10 protein-coding genes, 3 pseudogenes and 1 other annotated feature are annotated in these 16,938 nt (G+C 59.0%); of the genes and pseudogenes, 7 read left to right on the top strand and 6 right to left on the bottom strand.

The genetic code is table 11. The annotated features are described in order from the left end of the window. Positions 1-8: 8 nt before the first annotated feature. Positions 9-758: an SDR family NAD(P)-dependent oxidoreductase gene (locus tag BRA1253DRAFT_RS28715; RefSeq protein WP_007600165.1), complete on the bottom strand. Its 750-nt coding sequence runs from the start codon at positions 756-758 to the stop codon at positions 9-11. Positions 759-868: 110 nt separating this feature from the next. Between BRA1253DRAFT_RS28715 and BRA1253DRAFT_RS28710 the strand changes: the two genes are divergently transcribed. Both BRA1253DRAFT_RS28710 and BRA1253DRAFT_RS28705 read left to right on the top strand, forming a co-directional pair. Further along, positions 869-1,765, top strand: a complete 897-nt coding sequence (locus tag BRA1253DRAFT_RS28710; protein WP_007600164.1) for a LysR substrate-binding domain-containing protein — start codon at positions 869-871, stop codon at positions 1,763-1,765. An 809-nt stretch (positions 1,766-2,574) separates the two neighbouring features. After that, positions 2,575-4,108, top strand: a pseudogene (locus BRA1253DRAFT_RS28705) (PLP-dependent aminotransferase family protein). Between the two features lie 281 nt (positions 4,109-4,389). Here the strand turns inward: BRA1253DRAFT_RS28705 and BRA1253DRAFT_RS28700 are convergent. Both BRA1253DRAFT_RS28700 and BRA1253DRAFT_RS28695 read right to left on the bottom strand, forming a co-directional pair. Further along, positions 4,390-5,034, bottom strand: coding sequence for an FMN-binding negative transcriptional regulator (locus BRA1253DRAFT_RS28700; RefSeq protein WP_007600163.1), 645 nt, complete (start codon positions 5,032-5,034; stop codon positions 4,390-4,392). Between the two features lie 62 nt (positions 5,035-5,096). Then, entirely contained in the window at positions 5,097-5,249 is a 153-nt protein-coding gene (locus BRA1253DRAFT_RS28695; RefSeq protein ID WP_198288322.1) for a rubredoxin, read from the bottom strand. Between the two features lie 559 nt (positions 5,250-5,808). Here BRA1253DRAFT_RS28695 and BRA1253DRAFT_RS28690 point away from each other — a divergent pair. Further along, positions 5,809-6,288, top strand: coding sequence for a LysE family translocator (locus tag BRA1253DRAFT_RS28690; RefSeq protein WP_007600160.1), 480 nt, complete (start codon positions 5,809-5,811; stop codon positions 6,286-6,288). Between the two features lie 689 nt (positions 6,289-6,977). Then, positions 6,978-8,169, top strand: a pseudogene (locus BRA1253DRAFT_RS28685) (diaminopropionate ammonia-lyase). Between the two features lie 1,027 nt (positions 8,170-9,196). Here BRA1253DRAFT_RS28685 and BRA1253DRAFT_RS45455 read toward each other — a convergent pair. The 3 genes and pseudogenes from BRA1253DRAFT_RS45455 to BRA1253DRAFT_RS28670 all read right to left on the bottom strand — a co-directional run bounded on the left by BRA1253DRAFT_RS45455 (position 9,197) and on the right by BRA1253DRAFT_RS28670 (position 11,825). Then, positions 9,197-9,352, bottom strand: coding sequence for a helix-turn-helix domain-containing protein (locus BRA1253DRAFT_RS45455; protein ID WP_083869939.1), 156 nt, complete (start codon positions 9,350-9,352; stop codon positions 9,197-9,199). Between the two features lie 90 nt (positions 9,353-9,442). Then, positions 9,443-9,861 (bottom strand): annotated as a pseudogene (locus BRA1253DRAFT_RS45450) (IS3 family transposase); the annotation flags it as partial. Beyond that, positions 9,452-9,564, bottom strand: a sequence feature (AL1L pseudoknot). It overlaps the preceding pseudogene by 113 nt. Before the next feature lie 725 nt (positions 9,862-10,586). Next, complete coding sequence (locus BRA1253DRAFT_RS28670) at positions 10,587-11,825, bottom strand: cytochrome P450 (RefSeq protein ID WP_007600157.1); 1,239 nt, start codon at positions 11,823-11,825, stop codon at positions 10,587-10,589. A gap of 201 nt (positions 11,826-12,026) precedes the next feature. Between BRA1253DRAFT_RS28670 and BRA1253DRAFT_RS46290 the strand changes: the two genes are divergently transcribed. The 3 genes from BRA1253DRAFT_RS46290 (at position 12,027) to BRA1253DRAFT_RS43815 (ending at position 15,675) form a co-directional block, all read left to right on the top strand. Continuing rightward, a complete protein-coding gene (locus BRA1253DRAFT_RS46290; protein WP_371261341.1) occupies positions 12,027-12,479 on the top strand; it encodes a GcrA family cell cycle regulator in 453 nt (150 codons plus the stop codon). 1,509 nt (positions 12,480-13,988) lie between these two features. Next, positions 13,989-15,353 (top strand): oxygen-independent coproporphyrinogen III oxidase, encoded by a 1,365-nt coding sequence (hemN, locus tag BRA1253DRAFT_RS28665; RefSeq protein ID WP_007600155.1) that lies wholly within the window; start codon positions 13,989-13,991, stop codon positions 15,351-15,353. A gap of 91 nt (positions 15,354-15,444) precedes the next feature. Further along, on the top strand, positions 15,445-15,675 hold the full coding sequence (locus BRA1253DRAFT_RS43815; RefSeq protein WP_157158633.1) for a hypothetical protein: 231 nt from the start codon (positions 15,445-15,447) through the stop codon (positions 15,673-15,675). The last annotated feature ends 1,263 nt before the right edge of the window (positions 15,676-16,938 follow it).

The raw sequence follows: 16,938 nt of genomic DNA, 5'->3' as shown, positions 1-16,938 counted from the left end.
TCGCTGGCTCAGTGGATAAGCATGCCGCCGTTGACGTCGATCACGGCACCCGTGACGTAGGCAGATAGGTCCGAGGCCAGGAAGGTGTAGATACCGGCGACATCTTCTGCCGTGCCGAGGCGATTGAGCGGAATGCCTTCCAGAATTTTCGCTCTCATTTCATCATTCAGCTTGCCTGCCGTAATATCCGTGCCGATCAGGCCGGGCGTAACGCAGTTGACGCGAATCCCGTCAGGGCCGAACTCCCGCGCCATCGCCTTGGCGAGGCCAAGGACCCCTGCTTTCGCAGCCGAGTAGTGTGGCCCGCCAAAAATTCCACCACCGCGCTGGGCCGAGACGGACGACATGCACGCGATCGACCCGGACTTCCGTGCGCGCATATGCGGGATCACCGCCTGGGACAGAAACAGGATACCCTTGAGATTGACGTCCTGAATTCGATCCCAATCGGCCGGCGAAATGTCCAGGAACTTGACGGGCTGGGTGATCCCGGCATTGTTGATCAGGATATCGATGCCTGCGAAGGTTTCGATCACACGGGTGACTGCCTGTTCGCAGAGCGATTTGTCGCCGACGTTGCACGCCAGTCCAATGTGGGACTTTCCAAGCGATGCCGCAGCTTCCGCCGCGGCGCCCGCGTCGATATCCAGAATGGCCACCCGAGCGCCCTCGGCGGCGAACCGCCGGGCGGTTGCGAGCCCGATGCCCCGCGGCGAGGCCGCGCCCGAAATGATTGCCGTCTTACCGCTGAGCAGCATCAATTCCTCCCGCAAATTGTTCTTCCTTGCTGGTTTTAGGAATGACCTGCGGAGGCCGGCCCTACAAACGCGCAGTTGTCACGGATCGATGAATCTGGTTCACTTATCGAATGCTCTCGAAGATCCCGATATCCTCAATTCGTGCCTTTGAAGCCGCAGCCCGGACCGGATCGTTTCGCGATGCGGCGAATGAGCTTCACCTGACGCCGAGCGCCGTCAGTCACGCGATTCGCAAGCTGGAGGCCACGCTTCGGACCGTTCTGTTCGAGCGCAGCGCGCGATCTGTGCGGCTCACGCCAGCCGGCGAAAATCTGATGCGTCACACCGGGGCGGCCTTCGATCAGCTCCGCCGCGGGCTTGAAGAAGTCGCCGCCCGCGGCCCACAACTGGTGCGCGTCCATTCCGCCCCAAGTTTTGCTGCGCAATGGCTGGCGCCACGGCTTGCGCAGTTTCTCGCTGCTTACCCGAAGCTCGAGGTTCGACTGGCCGCAAGCACGGATTATGCGCGCTTCAGCAACGATGATTTCGATATCGACATCGTCTACGGTCCGCCGCGCGCGGAAGGCGTCGAGATTGTTCCACTACCAGAGGAGACGGTCACGCCGCTCTGCTCTCCCTCGCTCGCAAAATCGATAAGGAAGGCCGCTGATCTCCTCGATCAGACGCTCATCCGCTCAGACGTGAAGCAGGTGCAGTGGCATCAATGGTTCGCTGCCAACGGATTGGAAGCCCCCGCGCTCCACGGCATGAGATTCGATCGGAGCTTTCTTGCAATTGCGACCGCTGCGGAGGGATTGGGAGTGGCGTTGGAATCAACCCTCCTGGCCCAGCTTGAACTGGCCAATGGGCGATTGGTTGCCCCATTGGCGGGACGTGCGACCGATATCAGTTACGTCGGTCACCGTCTCATCTATCCGCGCGCCAGCCGACAAAGATCGGCCGTACGAGCGTTTGCAGACTGGCTGCTGGCTCAGCTCGACGGTGAAGACGCCCGCTCCTCGCAATGAACTGCAGGTCTGGCTGGAGCTTGGTTCAGGGCAAACCTCTGCTTGGCGCCGAACAGCAACCCTCGCCGCGGGGGCGTCCGCGCCTGCGGAGAACCTCAGATCATGCATTCTTCATTGGTCTGGTAGGGAGCTATCGCTGATGCTCGCCGATCCATCTGTACAAGGCGATCATCGATGTAGCGCCTGAGCGCCGAAGCCGCCTTCAACATATAGACACGCATTGAGATCACTTCCCGCACGTCACGGCTCGCGCGCGCCCGCAAACCCTTGCAAGAGGCGCTCGCCGCCAGCAGGCGCGAGGCCGATCGAAAGCCAGCGGATTCTGATCGCAGGAGGCGACGGCGAGCGCATCTTCTCCTCAAGCGATGCAACAGTGAAGCTCACTTTGCAGCTCGCGCGCCTCATCGAGCGGTCGGGACCCCGGAGGCCCTGGCAGAGCTGAGGGCCAGCAGGGTGCTTGGACCTCGATCCGGGACATGCGCTCGCCGAATTGATGCAGGCTTTCCTTCCGGACGTCCGCTGCTACGCGGCCGATGGATTTCACACTCTCGACGGGCTTCGAAACTGGATAGCCTCTCAACAACGAAGATGCTCAGCCCGTCGATTCAACGAGGCGATCTTCCACGGCCTCGGGCCGAGCTACCTACGTCGTGGGGAAATGGTCGTTGACCCGCAAGGCCATCGCTGCTCGGCGGGTTGGATGTCGAAACCGAGCGGTCGAGCGGTATGTGACGATTTCTTTCAATGACTCACAGAGTTGGTCTATTCTGGACTTCAAAGTACGAGCGGACAGGTAGACCAGAACGGCAATGGCAAGGCGCCGAAACATCATCGCAATTCCCTCGCTGGGCTCTCTCGACAAGGCCGCAGGCCGGGTCGGACAACAACTTACACAGGCACTTCGCGAGGCGATATCAAACGGGATGTTGAAGCCGGGCGAACGGCTGCCGTCCACCCGCGCCCTCGCGGCATCGCTCCAACTAGCGAGGGGTACGGTCATCGAGGCGCTCGGTCAGCTACATGCGGAAGGCTACCTCGAGGCGCGCGCCAGAGGCGGCACGATCGTCGCCAACGTCAACGGCGGTCGCGAACTCGTCAGCCCACCGCAGGCATTCATTGCGCCGCCGCGGATCGGCCCTGTGTTGCGGGAGAACGTCGCCCGTCTTGCAGAGGTCGCGCAAGCTCTTCGGCCGCAAGGGACGGCGCCATTTGCAATCGCTCATCCGGCAGGCGCGGTCGCCCCCGGATGACAAGTGGCGCCGTCTCGGTAATCGCGTCCGAGCGCTGCGCGTGGCTGCCCCGTCGGGATACATCGACCCGAAAGGATTGCCTGATTTGCGGCTCGCGATTACTGACTACGTGCGTAAAGCCCGTGGAGTGAAATGCGAGGCCGGCCAGGTCGTGATCACGGCGGGTACGCAGCAGGGTCTTTTTCTGGCTGCAACCGTTCTTCTTGCGGACGGAGACGCAGTATGGGCGGAAGACCCCGCCTATCCCGGTATTGTCGCGGTTCTCGGAAACTTCAACGTCCAGACCTCTCGCATTCCCGTCGACGCGCAGGGCATCGACGTCCACGAAGGTCTCGTCCGATGCCCGAAGGCTCGGGTCGCGTTCGTTACGCCATCGCATCAATATCCGCTCGGCATGCCGATGAGCATGGGGAGACGCACGGCTCTGCTGTCCTGGGCCCGTCAAAACAATGCCTGGATTGTCGAGGACGATTACGACAGCGAACTTCGCTACGCGGGACATCCATTTCCGTCCCTGCAGGGACTCGATCCTACACGTGTCGTCTATCTCGGGACGATGAGCAAAGTGCTGTTTTCATCCATGCGGATCGGATACGCCATCGTTCCCCTTCCGCTGGTGGATGCGTTCGCGGGCGCCCGTGCTCTTATTGACCGCCATTCTCCGACAGCCGATCAATATGTGCTCGCGCAATATATGCGCGAGGGCTATTTCGAAGCTCACATACGGCGCATCCGGGGCGCTTACGCAGAACGGCGCGTGGCCCTGATCTCCGCCATTGAGACGGAGCTGCCGTCCTGGACAGCGCTCCAACCCAGCGACCAAGGTATGCACCTGGTGCTTTGGCTTCCTGCCGGCCTCGACGACGTCAAGCTTGCCGAGCAAGCACACAAGGCCGGGCTGGTTGTGCGACCGATCTCGCCCATGTACCAAAATGCGCCTGCTCGGTTCGGTCTAATGCTCGGCTTCGGCGGCTTTTCCGTCGCGGAATTGCAGGCGGCCGCAGTCCGCCTGAAAGGTGTCCTTGAGGCATCGGTCCGCGCGAACAGAAAGGCCAAACTGTCCAAGCGCTCACGGATGGAAACTGCCAGATAATATCTGGATGGCCGCGCTCAGGTCTCTTTCGCGGCAATCGGCGCTCGCCGCGAACTTGAACATTGGGTTGCGTGCTCCGCAGCGCGCCGGGAAGAACGCGCACTGATCTCCAGTTTTTGAGTCCAACTACAGCTTTCGCCAGCGGCAGACGATCGTAGGGCGAATGAGATTATCCATGCTTGCGCAGGGCCGCCGATGGGTTTGGCCCCGTCATACCCGAGGATCACAAGTAGGTCGTTGCGCCACGATTTCTCCGAGCATGTCGCTCCGTCGGATATGAGTCAGGCCTGCTCCGCTTTGGCCACAGCGGCGGCCAGCATTGCATCGCCGATCACATCCTTGCCCTGGGCCTTGAGCGCGTTCCCTGCACCGAGAATGTCCCGGACCTCTTTATTCTGACTAAGCTTCGACTTGCCAACGAGTCGTGTGATCTCGATCTCGATTCCGACGATCATCTTGAGCATCATATCGATGTAGTCCTTGGGGCTGTCAGTCATCTTCCAAGGATCGGCCTGCTTCGCCTCATGGATGCGCGTCAGCCGCGCGACCATGCCACGAACGTAACGCTCATCGTCGCGGATTGTCACGCGTCCGTACACATGAGCCACCATATAGTTCCAGGACGGGACCTGCTTCTTGAACTCGACCTTGCTCGGATACCAGTTCGGCGCGATGTAGGCATCCCCGGCGCGGAATACGATCAGCACCTCGTTTCCCGTCGCGATATCCTGCCAAATGGGATTTGCGCGAGCCACATGTGAATGAAGCACGCCCTGCTGCCCTTCCTTCGCATGCAACTCGAATGGCAGGTGATTTGCGTCGAGCCCGCTCTTCCCGTTAGTAAAGAGGATGCCGAGAGGATTTTTGTTGATGAGATCGTGAAGCGCCTCAGGGCGCGACTCGGCGAAATGTGGGGGGACGTACATGCTAGCTCCCTGGCAATTGATGAATGCCGCGCACGCTGCTCGCAGCATCAACGGGATTTCGTTCAGACCTCAGTCATCTGGAATTCACTCTTGTCTGCGCCGCAGTCGGGGCAGATCCACTCGTCGGGGACGTCTTCCCAGCGAGTGCCCGGCGGAATGCCCTCGTCCGGCCATCCCTCCCGCTCGCTGTAAACAACCCCGCAGAGCGCGCACATCCAGGTCTTGTAAACCGGTGCGCCGATCGCTGTGTCAGAGTGCAGGTGAGCGCTTTCATTGCTCATCTCGGTGGCCTGTGCTGTGGAGCATTCATGACACCGATGTAGGCTAGAACTGGTTCCTTCCATAGAGCCAGTCTGCGGCATTCTTGCTGTACCAGATTGACGTCCTCTGGTTCTGGTCAAGGCCGTCAACCCGGCAGTAGGAATATCTCTCAGAGAAGACGTGCATTCCTTCTTCGAGCAGCCGAAACTGGTCATCCGACTGTTGGACAACCATGACCGCGAAGCCTTGGGTCGCTCAGTCACGCGCCGCCGCTTTCGTCGGCGCAAAGGCCTGCGAGGCGTCGGCTGTGCATTCCGTCTTCCGACAAGAGCGCAAATGAGCCAGAACCGTCCAGCGGCCGGCCGGCGGCGTTACAAATGGCTTTGTAGCGAGCCAAACGGCCGCTGCAGTCCTGAGCTTTCTGCAATTGCACTCGGGCGTGAAACGGGTCTAGCCATCATGCAAGAAGATTGGCGCCGCTAACGCCAGTTGAAACGATAATCGGGTTGAGCGATGTTCAACTCGCATACGTTCTTTTTGTTCCTGGTGGTGGCATTGTTTGTGGTGGTCACGCCGGGCCAGGGTCTCTTCTATATTGTGGCCCGCACGCTTGCTGGCGGCAGAAGTGAAGGGCTCGCATCGAGCGTTGGCCTGGGTACCGGAGGGCTTGTCCACGTTTTCGGCGGCACCGTCGGTCTGTCTGCCCGTGTTGTCGCAAGCGCAGAAGCGTTCACCTTCCTAAAGATCGCCAGAGGCCTATATCTCATCTGGCTCGGGATTAAGGCGTGGCGCGAGACAAGCGTCGATCCGATAGAATTGCAGACGACGAATGCGCATTCTGCTTTTCGCCAGGGCATCGTCATAGAGGCGCTCAACCCCAAGACAGCCGCATGCTTTCTCGTGTTCATCCCGCAACTCGTCGACCCATCTGGGAGTGTCAGCATGCAGTTCATCGTCCTGGGCTCATTTCGCTCGCACTCAACACGAGCGTAGACCTGATTGTGACCTATTGGGGACAGAAGACGAGGGATGGCTTTGCAAAAAACGCCCTCATTCTTCGTTCAGGCGCGACAGGCATCAGGCGCCATCATCTGCGGGCTGGGGCCAACGCTACTCTTCGCACGGCGCACGAGTTCACGCTGCCGAATTTCCGCGCTCGAATTGCGCGCAGAGTCTCCATTCGGCTACGAAGGACGCCTTGCCATCGGAGGTCCTTGCTCCACCGTGCAACGGGATCACGACCAGCGTCGATGCTGGTTCGACTTCGGCCGCGCTTTGGCCGTCCGGGCCGGCAGAACATGAAGGCACGCATCAACCGGCTGGGAGCAAGGCCCGCCACTGCAATCCAACGCGCCTGCCTCTGCTGCCTTTTGCTCTCGTGCTGCTGGATCTGGGTACGTGATGAGGACCGAGTTCGTGTCCACGGCCTTGAAATCGTCATCCTTCCTCGTGCTCAAAACGAGGAGTGAAGCCGGGAACGGGTGAGCGATGGCCGCAACGCCCTCCTGCCGGATCTTCAAACATCAGCATCACCCGCCCGAGCCTGAGCACCGTCGGGGTCGTCATCGAGAGCGGCCTCCCATTTCTTGCGGATTAGCGAGAAGGCGTGACATCGCTGGGATTGCCGCTAGTGTTTCGGCAAGCGCATCGCCGCGATGCTTAGATCGGCGCCAACTCGAACCATGTTGCTTCCTAACCATCGCACTGACCACCGGGCGCCTTTGGATAGTGCGGATGCCAACATGCTGAGTCGCGAAGCTGCGTGCGAGGTGGAACGGTTTCTTGATATCGCAATGGCCACAAGGAAACAGCGCTGATTTCCTTGCCGGGCCTCGCCCACGAGATTGGCGTGGGCTCGGTCCAAGTCAACGACGAGGGTCACCGGCTCGGGCTTGGCAGTTTCAAGGCTTTGGGCGGCTCCTATGCCGTCATCCGGCTCGTCTTAGAAGCAGCAACTCCGCGCCTCGGCAGGGCTGTTGACATCTCGGAGCTTCACGCACCTGAGGTGAAGGCCGTAGCACGGGGGATGACGGTATCCTGCGCCAACGGACGGCAATCATGGCAGGTCCGTAGCGCACGGCGCTCAGCTCGTGGGGGCGAACTGCGCTATATTCATTCACTCGGGCGTCAGCGATCAGCGTAGCGCAGCAATCGTCCCACATGGCGCGCAGATGATCCGCTTCAGCGGCAACTACGATGACTCCGTTGCCGAAGCATCCCGAGTTGCCGCAGAGAACGGCTGAATCACGGTGTCTGACAGGTCCTGGCCGGGCTATCCCTGGTCTAGTAATGCAGGGATCTCCGCGCTCCTGACTGAAGCACTACGACAGTTGCCCGAACCTCCGACCCACGTCCTCGTCCAGTCAGGAGTCGGTGGACTTGCCGCAGCGGTCTTGGACATTTTTCGGTGTCGTTAGGTGATAGTCGCCCGTCCTTCACGGTTGTCGATCCATCGCGCGCAGCGTGCCTGTTTGAAAGCGCTCGAACCGGGCATTGCGTCAAGGTAGCTCATGGGCAGTCGACAGTGATGGCGATGCTAGAGTGCTACGAACCTTCGCTCGTCGCTTGGCGCATCCTTTCGCGCGCAGCCGACGCTTTTATGATTGTCGATGACGAGGAGGCCGTCGGGATTATGAACCGTTTGGCCAATCCCCGGGACGGTGATCCGGCTATCGTTGCAGGCGAAAGTGGCGGGGTTGGTCTGGCAGGGTTGCTGAAAGTTGCGGCCGATTCGACCTCGCGCGCTTGACTGGTCTTGAACCTGACGCACGGGTCTTCCTCATCAATACCGAGGGCGCGACGGATCCTGGCGCTTACGAACAGCTCGTGGGTCAGTCTCTGGCGCAAGTGGTCAGGAGAAGCTTGGAGGCCTAGACGCTCATGATCCGCGGCCCGTTCGGTGAACTCGTGACGGGGACGAAAGCCCAAGAGAAGGCCAAGAACGAAGGCATCCAGCGATTGATCCTACGATTGAAATCCGCCGCAGATTTCTGCTTCCAACGAGGCCCGTACGCACGTTTTCGGCACAAAAGGCATGACTTTGCCGTCTTGCCGCAAGACCAAGCGTTATGACTTTGGCGCTTTGCAGTCCAACCGCGTTCGCCTCATCGAATGATACAACAGCTTCGTTTTCTTGTTGATTCGGCACACCGGCTATGAGCCGTTTCATAATTGCGATACAGCTCTCCGAGTAATCTGTCGATATGCGTGGACTCCTGATCGTTCTCACGGCTTTCGCGATCATATTGGCGGCACGCGGCCACCACCAAAGCGCGTTCATGCCGCGCCCGACGGCGCCCATGCCACCCGTCAATGTGCCCTAACACCACGAGGTCTGTCGGGTACGCGGTTGCCTGCGAGCGAACGCAGGGCAGATCGGGCCGGCAACAAGGGACTGCTAGGCTGATTTCGGCGCATTCTTCAGATAGACGACAGCGCGACGTCCCGCAGAGGTCAGCTCCCCCAGAGTCGTTCTTCCCGCCCGTACCGCTTGGATCAGTTGCTCAGCGACATACCGGCGGCTCTCGTGGTCACCGCCATTCGGCAGCCCCGCACAGACCTGATCCAAGACTAGGCCCATGTTCGCTTGAACCTCTCCCGTAAATTCGCTCACGCTCCATCTCTCCTTTCGAGGGATAATGCGATAAGGCTAGTGCCCTCTTTGCACTCGGTATAGCGCACATTTGCCGAGCGGTTAAAAGCCTCTCGCGTGCAGAAGTGAATTCATGGTTTGACGCGGCTTGGTATCCTCGCAATTCGCGCGGCGCTTGCGTTTGAAACGATCGCGCCGCGTTCGAAACGTCTCGTTGCGAGGAGGACGGAATCGTCCCGTACGGCTCGGATTTCCGGGCTCTCGCATTTCCCTGAGCGCCGGGCCGGCCTCATGCGGGCGCTATGGTCCTCACATGGGCGGCCATGGCCCTCTGGTTCGGCGCGGGCGGCCGTTGCGCCGCAGTTCACGCGAGACTGTCGAATCAGCCCGCCCAAGGCGACGTCCAATCTGTTGGATCGATTGGCCCTGCACCTTGAGAGGCGCGATCTCTTCGTGCTCTACCAATGAGAGCTATTGCCCCGAGATCGCCTTTGCCGAAGATCTGAACATCGCTGGTGGCATGTCGCCCGCCTTTGGGAATAATCTGCTTCCGCGGTAGGTCGAGGGGGCGATCGGCAACATCTTGCAGATCGGCTCAACCCCACGCGCCGCACGATCATCGTCGATGCGATCATGGCTTGGACCGGCGGTCGAGCTCCGCCGTCGCAAAATAAGCGCTTGCCTTCCGCAGGATCTCGTTGGCTGGCGAAGCTCGCGGTTCTTCCGTTCCAGAGCCTTGGGCTTCTCGGCCAGCTCGGTCGGAACGACGGCCCGCTGCCCACTGTCGATCTCGACCTACTTGACTCAGTCATGCAAGGTCTGCGCGTGCAGCCAATCTTGGCCGCAATGGAAGTCACCGTCGTCCAGCGCGACCTGTGCTCGTTGGCCTGATACAGAGCTATACGACCCCGTCGGGCTCGGGCCTCGGGTGAACATTTCTCGTCGTCTTGCTTGTCATGGCTCCACCTTCTCAAGACTTGGAGCCTCCGCCAAATCCGCGGCGGCGGTTCAGATGGGCGCTCAATCCTGCAAGCGCTCAAACGCGGACGGCACGATTGAGTGAGTTTTGCTGTCAAGATGCTCTGGTCTACTCAGCTTCTGGCGGAGCGATCCGTTTGCAACCACGAGAGCACTAACGAGGATGCCCGCCGGAACGCGGCGAACTGTCGCTCGATCTTGCTGGAAAAGTGCGCTCTGCCACGAGACCGGCAGGAATTATGCGGCTCATTTGAATAACAATGCCGAGATTGGCCAGAAAGGGAAGCGGAGCGGCGATTGCCGATCTCTATTCCTCGCCGCAGAGGTCGTTCATGGGCAGTCATGATCTTGTCTCCAGCAGTTTCCTCGGGCTGACCGCAGTCGGATTTGCGCTACTCTGCTCGAGCCTGCTTGTCCTCGTCTTCACATGAAGTAAGCCCCCTCGTATGGCCAGTCTCTGGTCATTCAGTTCATCGACTGGACGGACTGCTTCCCTAGACTTTGAACGCTGGCACGGCTCCAGCAGGCCGTGATGAGTATCGTAGCCGCCCGGCCAAAATCCTCGACGCGATAGCGGCCCCTGCCCGCAACCTTCGAAACAACCGTAAGCCCGTCACGCAACGCCGGTGAACTTACCCAGAAAACTGGTCTCCAGAAAGTCATTGTCCTAACCGCCGGCTCTGAACGGCATGACAGTGTTGAAGGTCGGCCGCAGCCGAGACTAACCTGGGATCTGCACCGGCAGTGCGGAATAACCGTGCACAAAATTCGATTGAACTCGCTCCGGTTCGCCGACCACATTTACCTCCAAACATCGATTCAGCATCTCCTCCCACAGGATTTTCAGCTGCAGCTCGGCAAGGCGCCTACCCACGCAGCGATGAATCCCAAATCCGAAAGAGAGATGTTGCCGTACATTTTCCCGATCGATGATGAAGCTGTTGGCTCTCGCAATGACCTCGTCATCTCGGTTGCCAGAGATGTACCACATCACAACTTTGTCGCCTCGCCTGATTCGCTTGTGGCCTATCATGAAATCGTCCACAGCGGTCCGGCGCATGTGTGCAATGGGGGTTTGGTATCGTATAATCTCGGATACCGCGCCGGACACCAGCGAAGCATCATCCCGGAGTTTTCGCATTTCGGATGGATTTTGACTCATGAACAAGACGCCCCCGGTAATTGAGTTGCGCGTAGTATCGTTACCTCCAACAATCAGCAGAATGAGGTTGCCCAGGAACTCGCGGGGCTCCATGTTTCGGGTCGCCCGTGAATGCGCCATCATCGAGATCAGGTCACCGCGCGGCTCACAATCGACCCGTTCGCTCCAAAGCCGCGTAAAATAGTCCAGGCACTCCGACAGCACCACCTTTCGCTTTTCCCAGCTGTCGATCTGGTCGCCCATTTGTGGAGTCAAGGCAGCTACGTCCGACCAGTAGGTCAGCAACCACCGATCCTGAAATGGAAAATCGAACAGCGTGGCCAGCATTTGGGTCGTCAACTCGATCGAGACCCTGTCGACCCAGTTGAAGGTATCGTTGCGCGGCAAACCGTCCAAAATCTTCTGAACCCGCGAGCGGATCAAGCCTTCAAGATTTGCCAAGTTCTCCGATGCCGCTATCGGACTGATAGTCTTACGTTGCTGAGCATGGAGAGGAGGATTCATTTTGATAAAACTGGGGGTCCAATACTCCTCCGGCGGGTCGACTATTGTGACGCTTCGCTCTGATGAGAATGTTGTGTGATTTGAGTCCACGGCTATGATGTCGCGGTATTTTGTTATCGACCAATATGGTCCGTATGGGCTGTTTTCGCAATAATGAACGGGATCTTCCCTTCGCAGCCGCTCGAAATAAGGCCAAACGGTATCATCCTCGAAGCGCTTGGGTTCGCTTACATCAAGGCGGCTCAGCGGGATATCAGTACTCTCGCAGGCGCTTTCTGTCGATGACGCTGTCATGATTGTCTCGCTGACATTGGCTTGCACTTTTGCTGGATCAGCTGAGTGCGCTGTCTAGAGTTCGGGGGAAGCGCGCTCGAAACACGACGAGCTTGGGCGGTGCACTAACAATGTGTCACGCATGATCATGGCTGGACTTCGCGCGAGGTCCGAAGTCTGAAATCATGTTACGGACTTTGGTTTGGTCCCCGTCAAAGAATAATGGAAAGGCGAGCGAAGCTCCCCTATCAGGATTGGGAGGCGCGCGAACGCGCCCTTTGTGGTACTCAACATCAAGCCGCAAGCACTCGCAGCTGTGGCACCCAGCCGGTTATCGTCATTTTCTCGGGCAGGCAGCCCCTTTGCCACTCGACCACTTACATTGCCGAGGCGACGGACGTCCGAACTGGCAACAAAGTATCTTCCATGCGCTGGAATAGAAGAGAATTGGCACAGCTGAAACAGCTCTGGTCCGAGGGACAGAGTGCCGCGCAGATCGCGGGTCATCTCGAGTGCAGTCGCAACGCCGTTTGCGGCAGGCCGACTCGGTTGGGTCTCACTCGAGGTCACAAGCCACCAACAGCACAAAACCCAAGATTAGATCGGTGCCCAAGCGGAGGGCCGACGTTGATGGCTGCCCGCCGCGATCGCGTCCGAAAGAAGCTGCTGCAATAGGCGCTAAAAACGCGGCCTCAGGAAATGAGCAAGCGCCAGCTTTACGCAATCCTAGCTGAGGCGGTCAGGAATACCGTCTAGAGCTATCGGCGCCGCGATCTCCCGGGGTCTAGGCCGCCGTAGTCGGTTCATTCGGGCTATTTGGTTTCGCGATTTGTGCCTATCCGACGAACAGTGGCGTCCAGTAGAACGTTCGCGGCAGGAGGGCTCGATCGTACATCAAGTCATCCAATCTCAAGAGGCCGGATGCGCTGAATTGGAGAGAAGAGAGCGTTCTGCTTATTGAGTTTTCCGGGTATGCGTTTTGGGGAAGCGCCCGCCGTCCTAGTTTGCGCGGTGTTCGGAACTTTCGGCACACCGCGCCCAACGAACTACACGAGACCGGGTGAAGCCGCTTGATCCTCAACCACTTTCGATATCTGCGACAGGCGTGTGGAGAGCTGGACTGGGACTGAACACTCGGCAAATCATCGAGGTACGACGTTTCCGGGGGTGAGCCCGGTGGCCCTCCGACTGTGATCGGACCTTCTGGGTTTAGACGAAGGCGCGAGTTTCCTCGCCGGCTTCGATAGGTTTGAGCTGACGGCGGAGATGAAACGGAAGAAGGTGAAGCGGTGAGTACCAGATAGCTCCACTATTCGATCTTCGCCTGTTCTCCCGAAAGAACCTCCGATAGAATCGCCTGTCGTCGGGCGGCGCTATGCTTAGCGTTGGAGTGGCTTGACGAGCTGCCCTCGCGGGATATTGCCTGACGTCGTTTAAAAGGTCGGCTCCTGCGGTGCGCAGACACACGAAAACGGCTACCACCAACGTAGGTGCCTTGACGTCTGCGCAAAACCGGCGGCGCCTCTGAGGCGGCCGGCTGTTCAAATGCACCCATCCGTTCTCGCTCACCTACCCGGCTCATTTCGTCACGCCAGCTGCGCGAGAGCCGCCGATAGGAGAGTTTCGCTCGTAGCGATATTGCCGCCGAGTAACGGACGCATGAAAGGACTTCTTCTGCGAGGGATCCATGAAGACGCCCACCGACAATCCCTTCATTGGCGAATTTCACTACATACCGGGACGGAGCCAAGCGGACCCATTATTCCTGGACCGATGGGGAATAGGCCACGCAGAATCAACTACCAACCTTGTCAGTTGACGGAGAATACGGGACCGTATCAATGTTGGTCATTGAACCTCGCACGAGTCAAATCGTGGAGCAGTTCGAGGTCTAGCAGCTTAAACGGCCCTGGTGGGTGTCTCGTTGCCGAAGATCAAAGATTATCAAGGCGGACGAATTGGGGACCCCGCCGTGGCTGTGTTGATTCGAGTATCTCGCTTGCAGAACTTGTTCTCTGTGTCCGAGGGGAGCGGATCGTCATCCGACAGCGCGTTCCTTCCGCAGATCGGCCGTCACGCAAGCTCCCAAGTGCCTAGCGACAGTCCCGATCGCCCTTGGCAAGCAAAGGGATGCAGGACAATTCGCTTGCGACGTAAAACTTCGTAAACATGGGATAACAATCCTTGCAGACCTCGATCTTAAGCACGTATTACGATGCTCGCCTTCCTTGGTACACCATCTATCCAACTGTAGCCCAGTTCTCCAAAGCAGTCGGCGGCGACCCCTGTGAGAGATGGCTGCAGCAGCTGCCGCTTGACCAATCGGTGTCGCTCTATTTCCACATTCCGTTCTGTCGATCGATTTGCTGGTATTGTGGCTTCGCTCGAAGCATCACTCGCCGGCAGTCTCCTATCCTCGACTTTTTGGGGGTTCTTCGTAAGGAGATCGATTTGGTCGCGGCGCAGGTTGCGCAACCGCTGCCTGTGAGCGACGTCCACTTCGGCGGTGGAACGCCGACCCTCATCGAGCCAACGGAATTCCGCCGGTTGATGGGGCTTCTGCGCCGACGCTTTGCGATTTCGAACACGGCCGCCATTGCTGTTGAGATCGACCCGCGCACGTTCACGCTCGCCACATGCGAAGGATTGGCGGCTGCCGGCGTGAACCGCGCGAGCCTCGGCGTCCAGAGCTTCGATCCAATTGTCCAAAAAGCCATCAACCGGGTCCAGAGTGAGGCACAAACAGAGCGCGTTGTCCAGGCGCTGCGGCAGCATGGAATCATGCGCGTCAACTTCGACCTCATCTACGGGCTGCCAAATCAGACGGTGCAGTCCTGCGTTCAGACCGCGACAACGGCGCTGGCAATGCGACCAGACCGGCTTGCGGTGTTCGGCTACGCGCACGTTCCTTCCTTCAAGAAGAATCAGCGCCTGATCGACGAGGCAGCGCTGCCAGACAGCCATGCCCGTGCAGAACAAGCAGCCGCGATGGCCAATACACTGACTGCAGCGGGCTACCGCCAGATCGGAATCGACCATTTCGCCTTGCCGCACGATGAGCTCGCGCTGGCGCAGAAAGCCGGTCGCCTGCGGCGGAATTCACTCGGTTACTCCGCCGACACCTGCAATAAAGTGATCGGCTTCGGACCGTCGGCGATCGGCCGGCTTGGCGAGGGTTACGTCCAGAACGAAGTTACAGCGGGTTCCTACAGCGGCCAAATCAACGCCGGCCGTCTGGCGACGTCAAAGGGCTACTGTCTCAGCCTTGAAGACCGCGTCCGGGCCGCGATCATTGAGCGGCTAATGTGCGATTTCGAGGTGGACGTGCCGGCAATTTGCGCTGCTCATGGATTTGACCCGATCGGCTTGCTCGGTTCAGGCGAACGCTTGGCAATGCTCGCTGAGGATGGGATCGTCGAAATGGAAAAGGGATTCCTCCGCGTGAGGCCGGAGCATCGTTTTCTCACCCGGGCTGTGGCAGCCGCATTCGATTGTTACTTTCGCGCCCCCTCTGTTCAGACCAGCCAACGCAATGATTGGATGAAATGAATCACGTTTTGCTGAACGCGCCAGGAAGCCTGAGGAATGCGTTCGCTCATCTGGCACACTCACAACCAGCTCCAAATCGATCAACGTAGCCGTGCGAAGCTGTGCGGCGGAGAGTCGCCCTGACCCGCGCCGCGAGGACAAGCTGGACGCACTGCTGCCGGGAATTGGACGCCCCGACAACAACGCTCCTCGCTCAAGCAGCGTGACCCTACATCTCGACAAGTTTCATCCCATCACCGCCATTAGCCGTGTAGCCAAGGATCTCGATGGGGACGACGACTGGTTGCGCGACGCCGCCAACCAACTGGAGATCGAGAACTGATCATCTTATGTCGTCGAGATGATGACATCTCGACGTTTAGGGACTTCCGGATCGAAAACCCTGATCGAGCTCGTCCGGATGGACAAGGACATCTGACCCTTGGCTCCGGCGGTGGCAGCCGAAATCATGCGTGATACGGCGCAAAGGATATTCGAGCGCCACAACTACAACCAGATCCGGCGGGATCACGGTCTTCGAAAAGATCGTTCCCTGTAAGAGCTTCGCGCGACGTGGATCGAAGCAAACGCCTAGAATTCACCCGCCGACGCTGCGATACCGATCGGCCGGGAACGCCGGGGCTGTGGAGTCGAGCGACACATTAGCTACGATTCACGCAGCGACAGCCGACCTCCCGCTCAGTCAACTACCAAACCTAGCAATTGATGGAGACGACGGACACATGCCAGTCAGTGGCGGTGAAATTCGCTCGGGCCACATAAGAAGTCGCCGCGCGATTTCATCGATCAATGGAGCTGATGAATGTCTTGCCTCGTCGTCCCCAGGTATCAAACTGTCTCCAATCGTGCCCTCCATCTTCCTCTAAGAGCCACTCGAGGGTTTGTGGCGGCGAGCTTACGGGCCGCCAAGGATGTTAGCCCCTTCTGCCTGCCCGTGCTTCATCCCATCGACCGAGCAGCGAGCGGCGTTTCTTGGATCGGGCGTGTTGTTCTGCGAGCCCCGCTATTGCCGCTGCTCTCTGTTGAAAACTATTCTCCTTCGTTTTGGCAGCGGGTTTGTCGCAAGGTTCCTGGGCTCCGTGTATCGGCCACCAATCTCTTGCTAGCGAACGCGCACACCGAGCAGCCCGTTAATGTCTCGACACCCTCCAGCAGAAGCTCGCCTTGATTAGCGATCGAGCGACTGGGTTGTTTTGCGCTGTGTACCCACACGTAGGCCAAGCGGCGCCGCTGTGGTGATAGCGCGCAAGGTGGGTCTCGCTGACATAGAGAGGCCGCCTGGTGTCAAGCGTCTCCCACCACATTGAGGGACAAGATTTGACATCCGCTCTAAGGCCGTCAGGTGGAAGTGCACTTTATTCAAATCGATGAGCGCGAAACTCACCATGCATCGTTGCGTTATAACGCCGCTATCAACGCAAGCATACCTGGCTGGCGTCGTTGCTTTCATGTCTGGACCAACTGCGAAGCCACGAGGTCGTATTGTCCTTTGTCTGATAGCTAGTCTCGCCAGCAGTTCGGCGGCGCCGAGTCGCGAGATCTCTGGCCCAAGAAGCCCCAGCCCCGATGAGCTCGATGAGGCGAC

This window comes from Bradyrhizobium sp. WSM1253, from assembly GCF_000244935.1.
Classification (GTDB): domain Bacteria; phylum Pseudomonadota; class Alphaproteobacteria; order Rhizobiales; family Xanthobacteraceae; genus Bradyrhizobium; species Bradyrhizobium canariense.
Note: the sequence above shows the minus strand (reverse complement) of the source record. Positions and strands in the feature narration are given on the sequence as shown.

Bases quoted from the DNA above. Each gene is read 5' to 3' on its own strand.
- BRA1253DRAFT_RS28695 (WP_198288322.1), bottom strand. From the start codon at position 5,249: ATGTGCGCGCTCTGCGGGGTTGTTTACAGCGAGCGGGAGGGATGGCCG.
- BRA1253DRAFT_RS28690 (WP_007600160.1), top strand. From the start codon at position 5,809: ATGTTCAACTCGCATACGTTCTTTTTGTTCCTGGTGGTGGCATTGTTT.
- BRA1253DRAFT_RS28670 (WP_007600157.1), bottom strand. From the start codon at position 11,825: ATGACAGCGTCATCGACAGAAAGCGCCTGCGAGAGTACTGATATCCCG.
- BRA1253DRAFT_RS28700 (WP_007600163.1), bottom strand. From the start codon at position 5,034: ATGTACGTCCCCCCACATTTCGCCGAGTCGCGCCCTGAGGCGCTTCAC.
- BRA1253DRAFT_RS28710 (WP_007600164.1), top strand. From the start codon at position 869: ATGCTCTCGAAGATCCCGATATCCTCAATTCGTGCCTTTGAAGCCGCA.
- BRA1253DRAFT_RS28715 (WP_007600165.1), bottom strand. From the start codon at position 758: ATGCTGCTCAGCGGTAAGACGGCAATCATTTCGGGCGCGGCCTCGCCG.
- BRA1253DRAFT_RS46290 (WP_371261341.1), top strand. From the start codon at position 12,027: ATGGAAAGGCGAGCGAAGCTCCCCTATCAGGATTGGGAGGCGCGCGAA.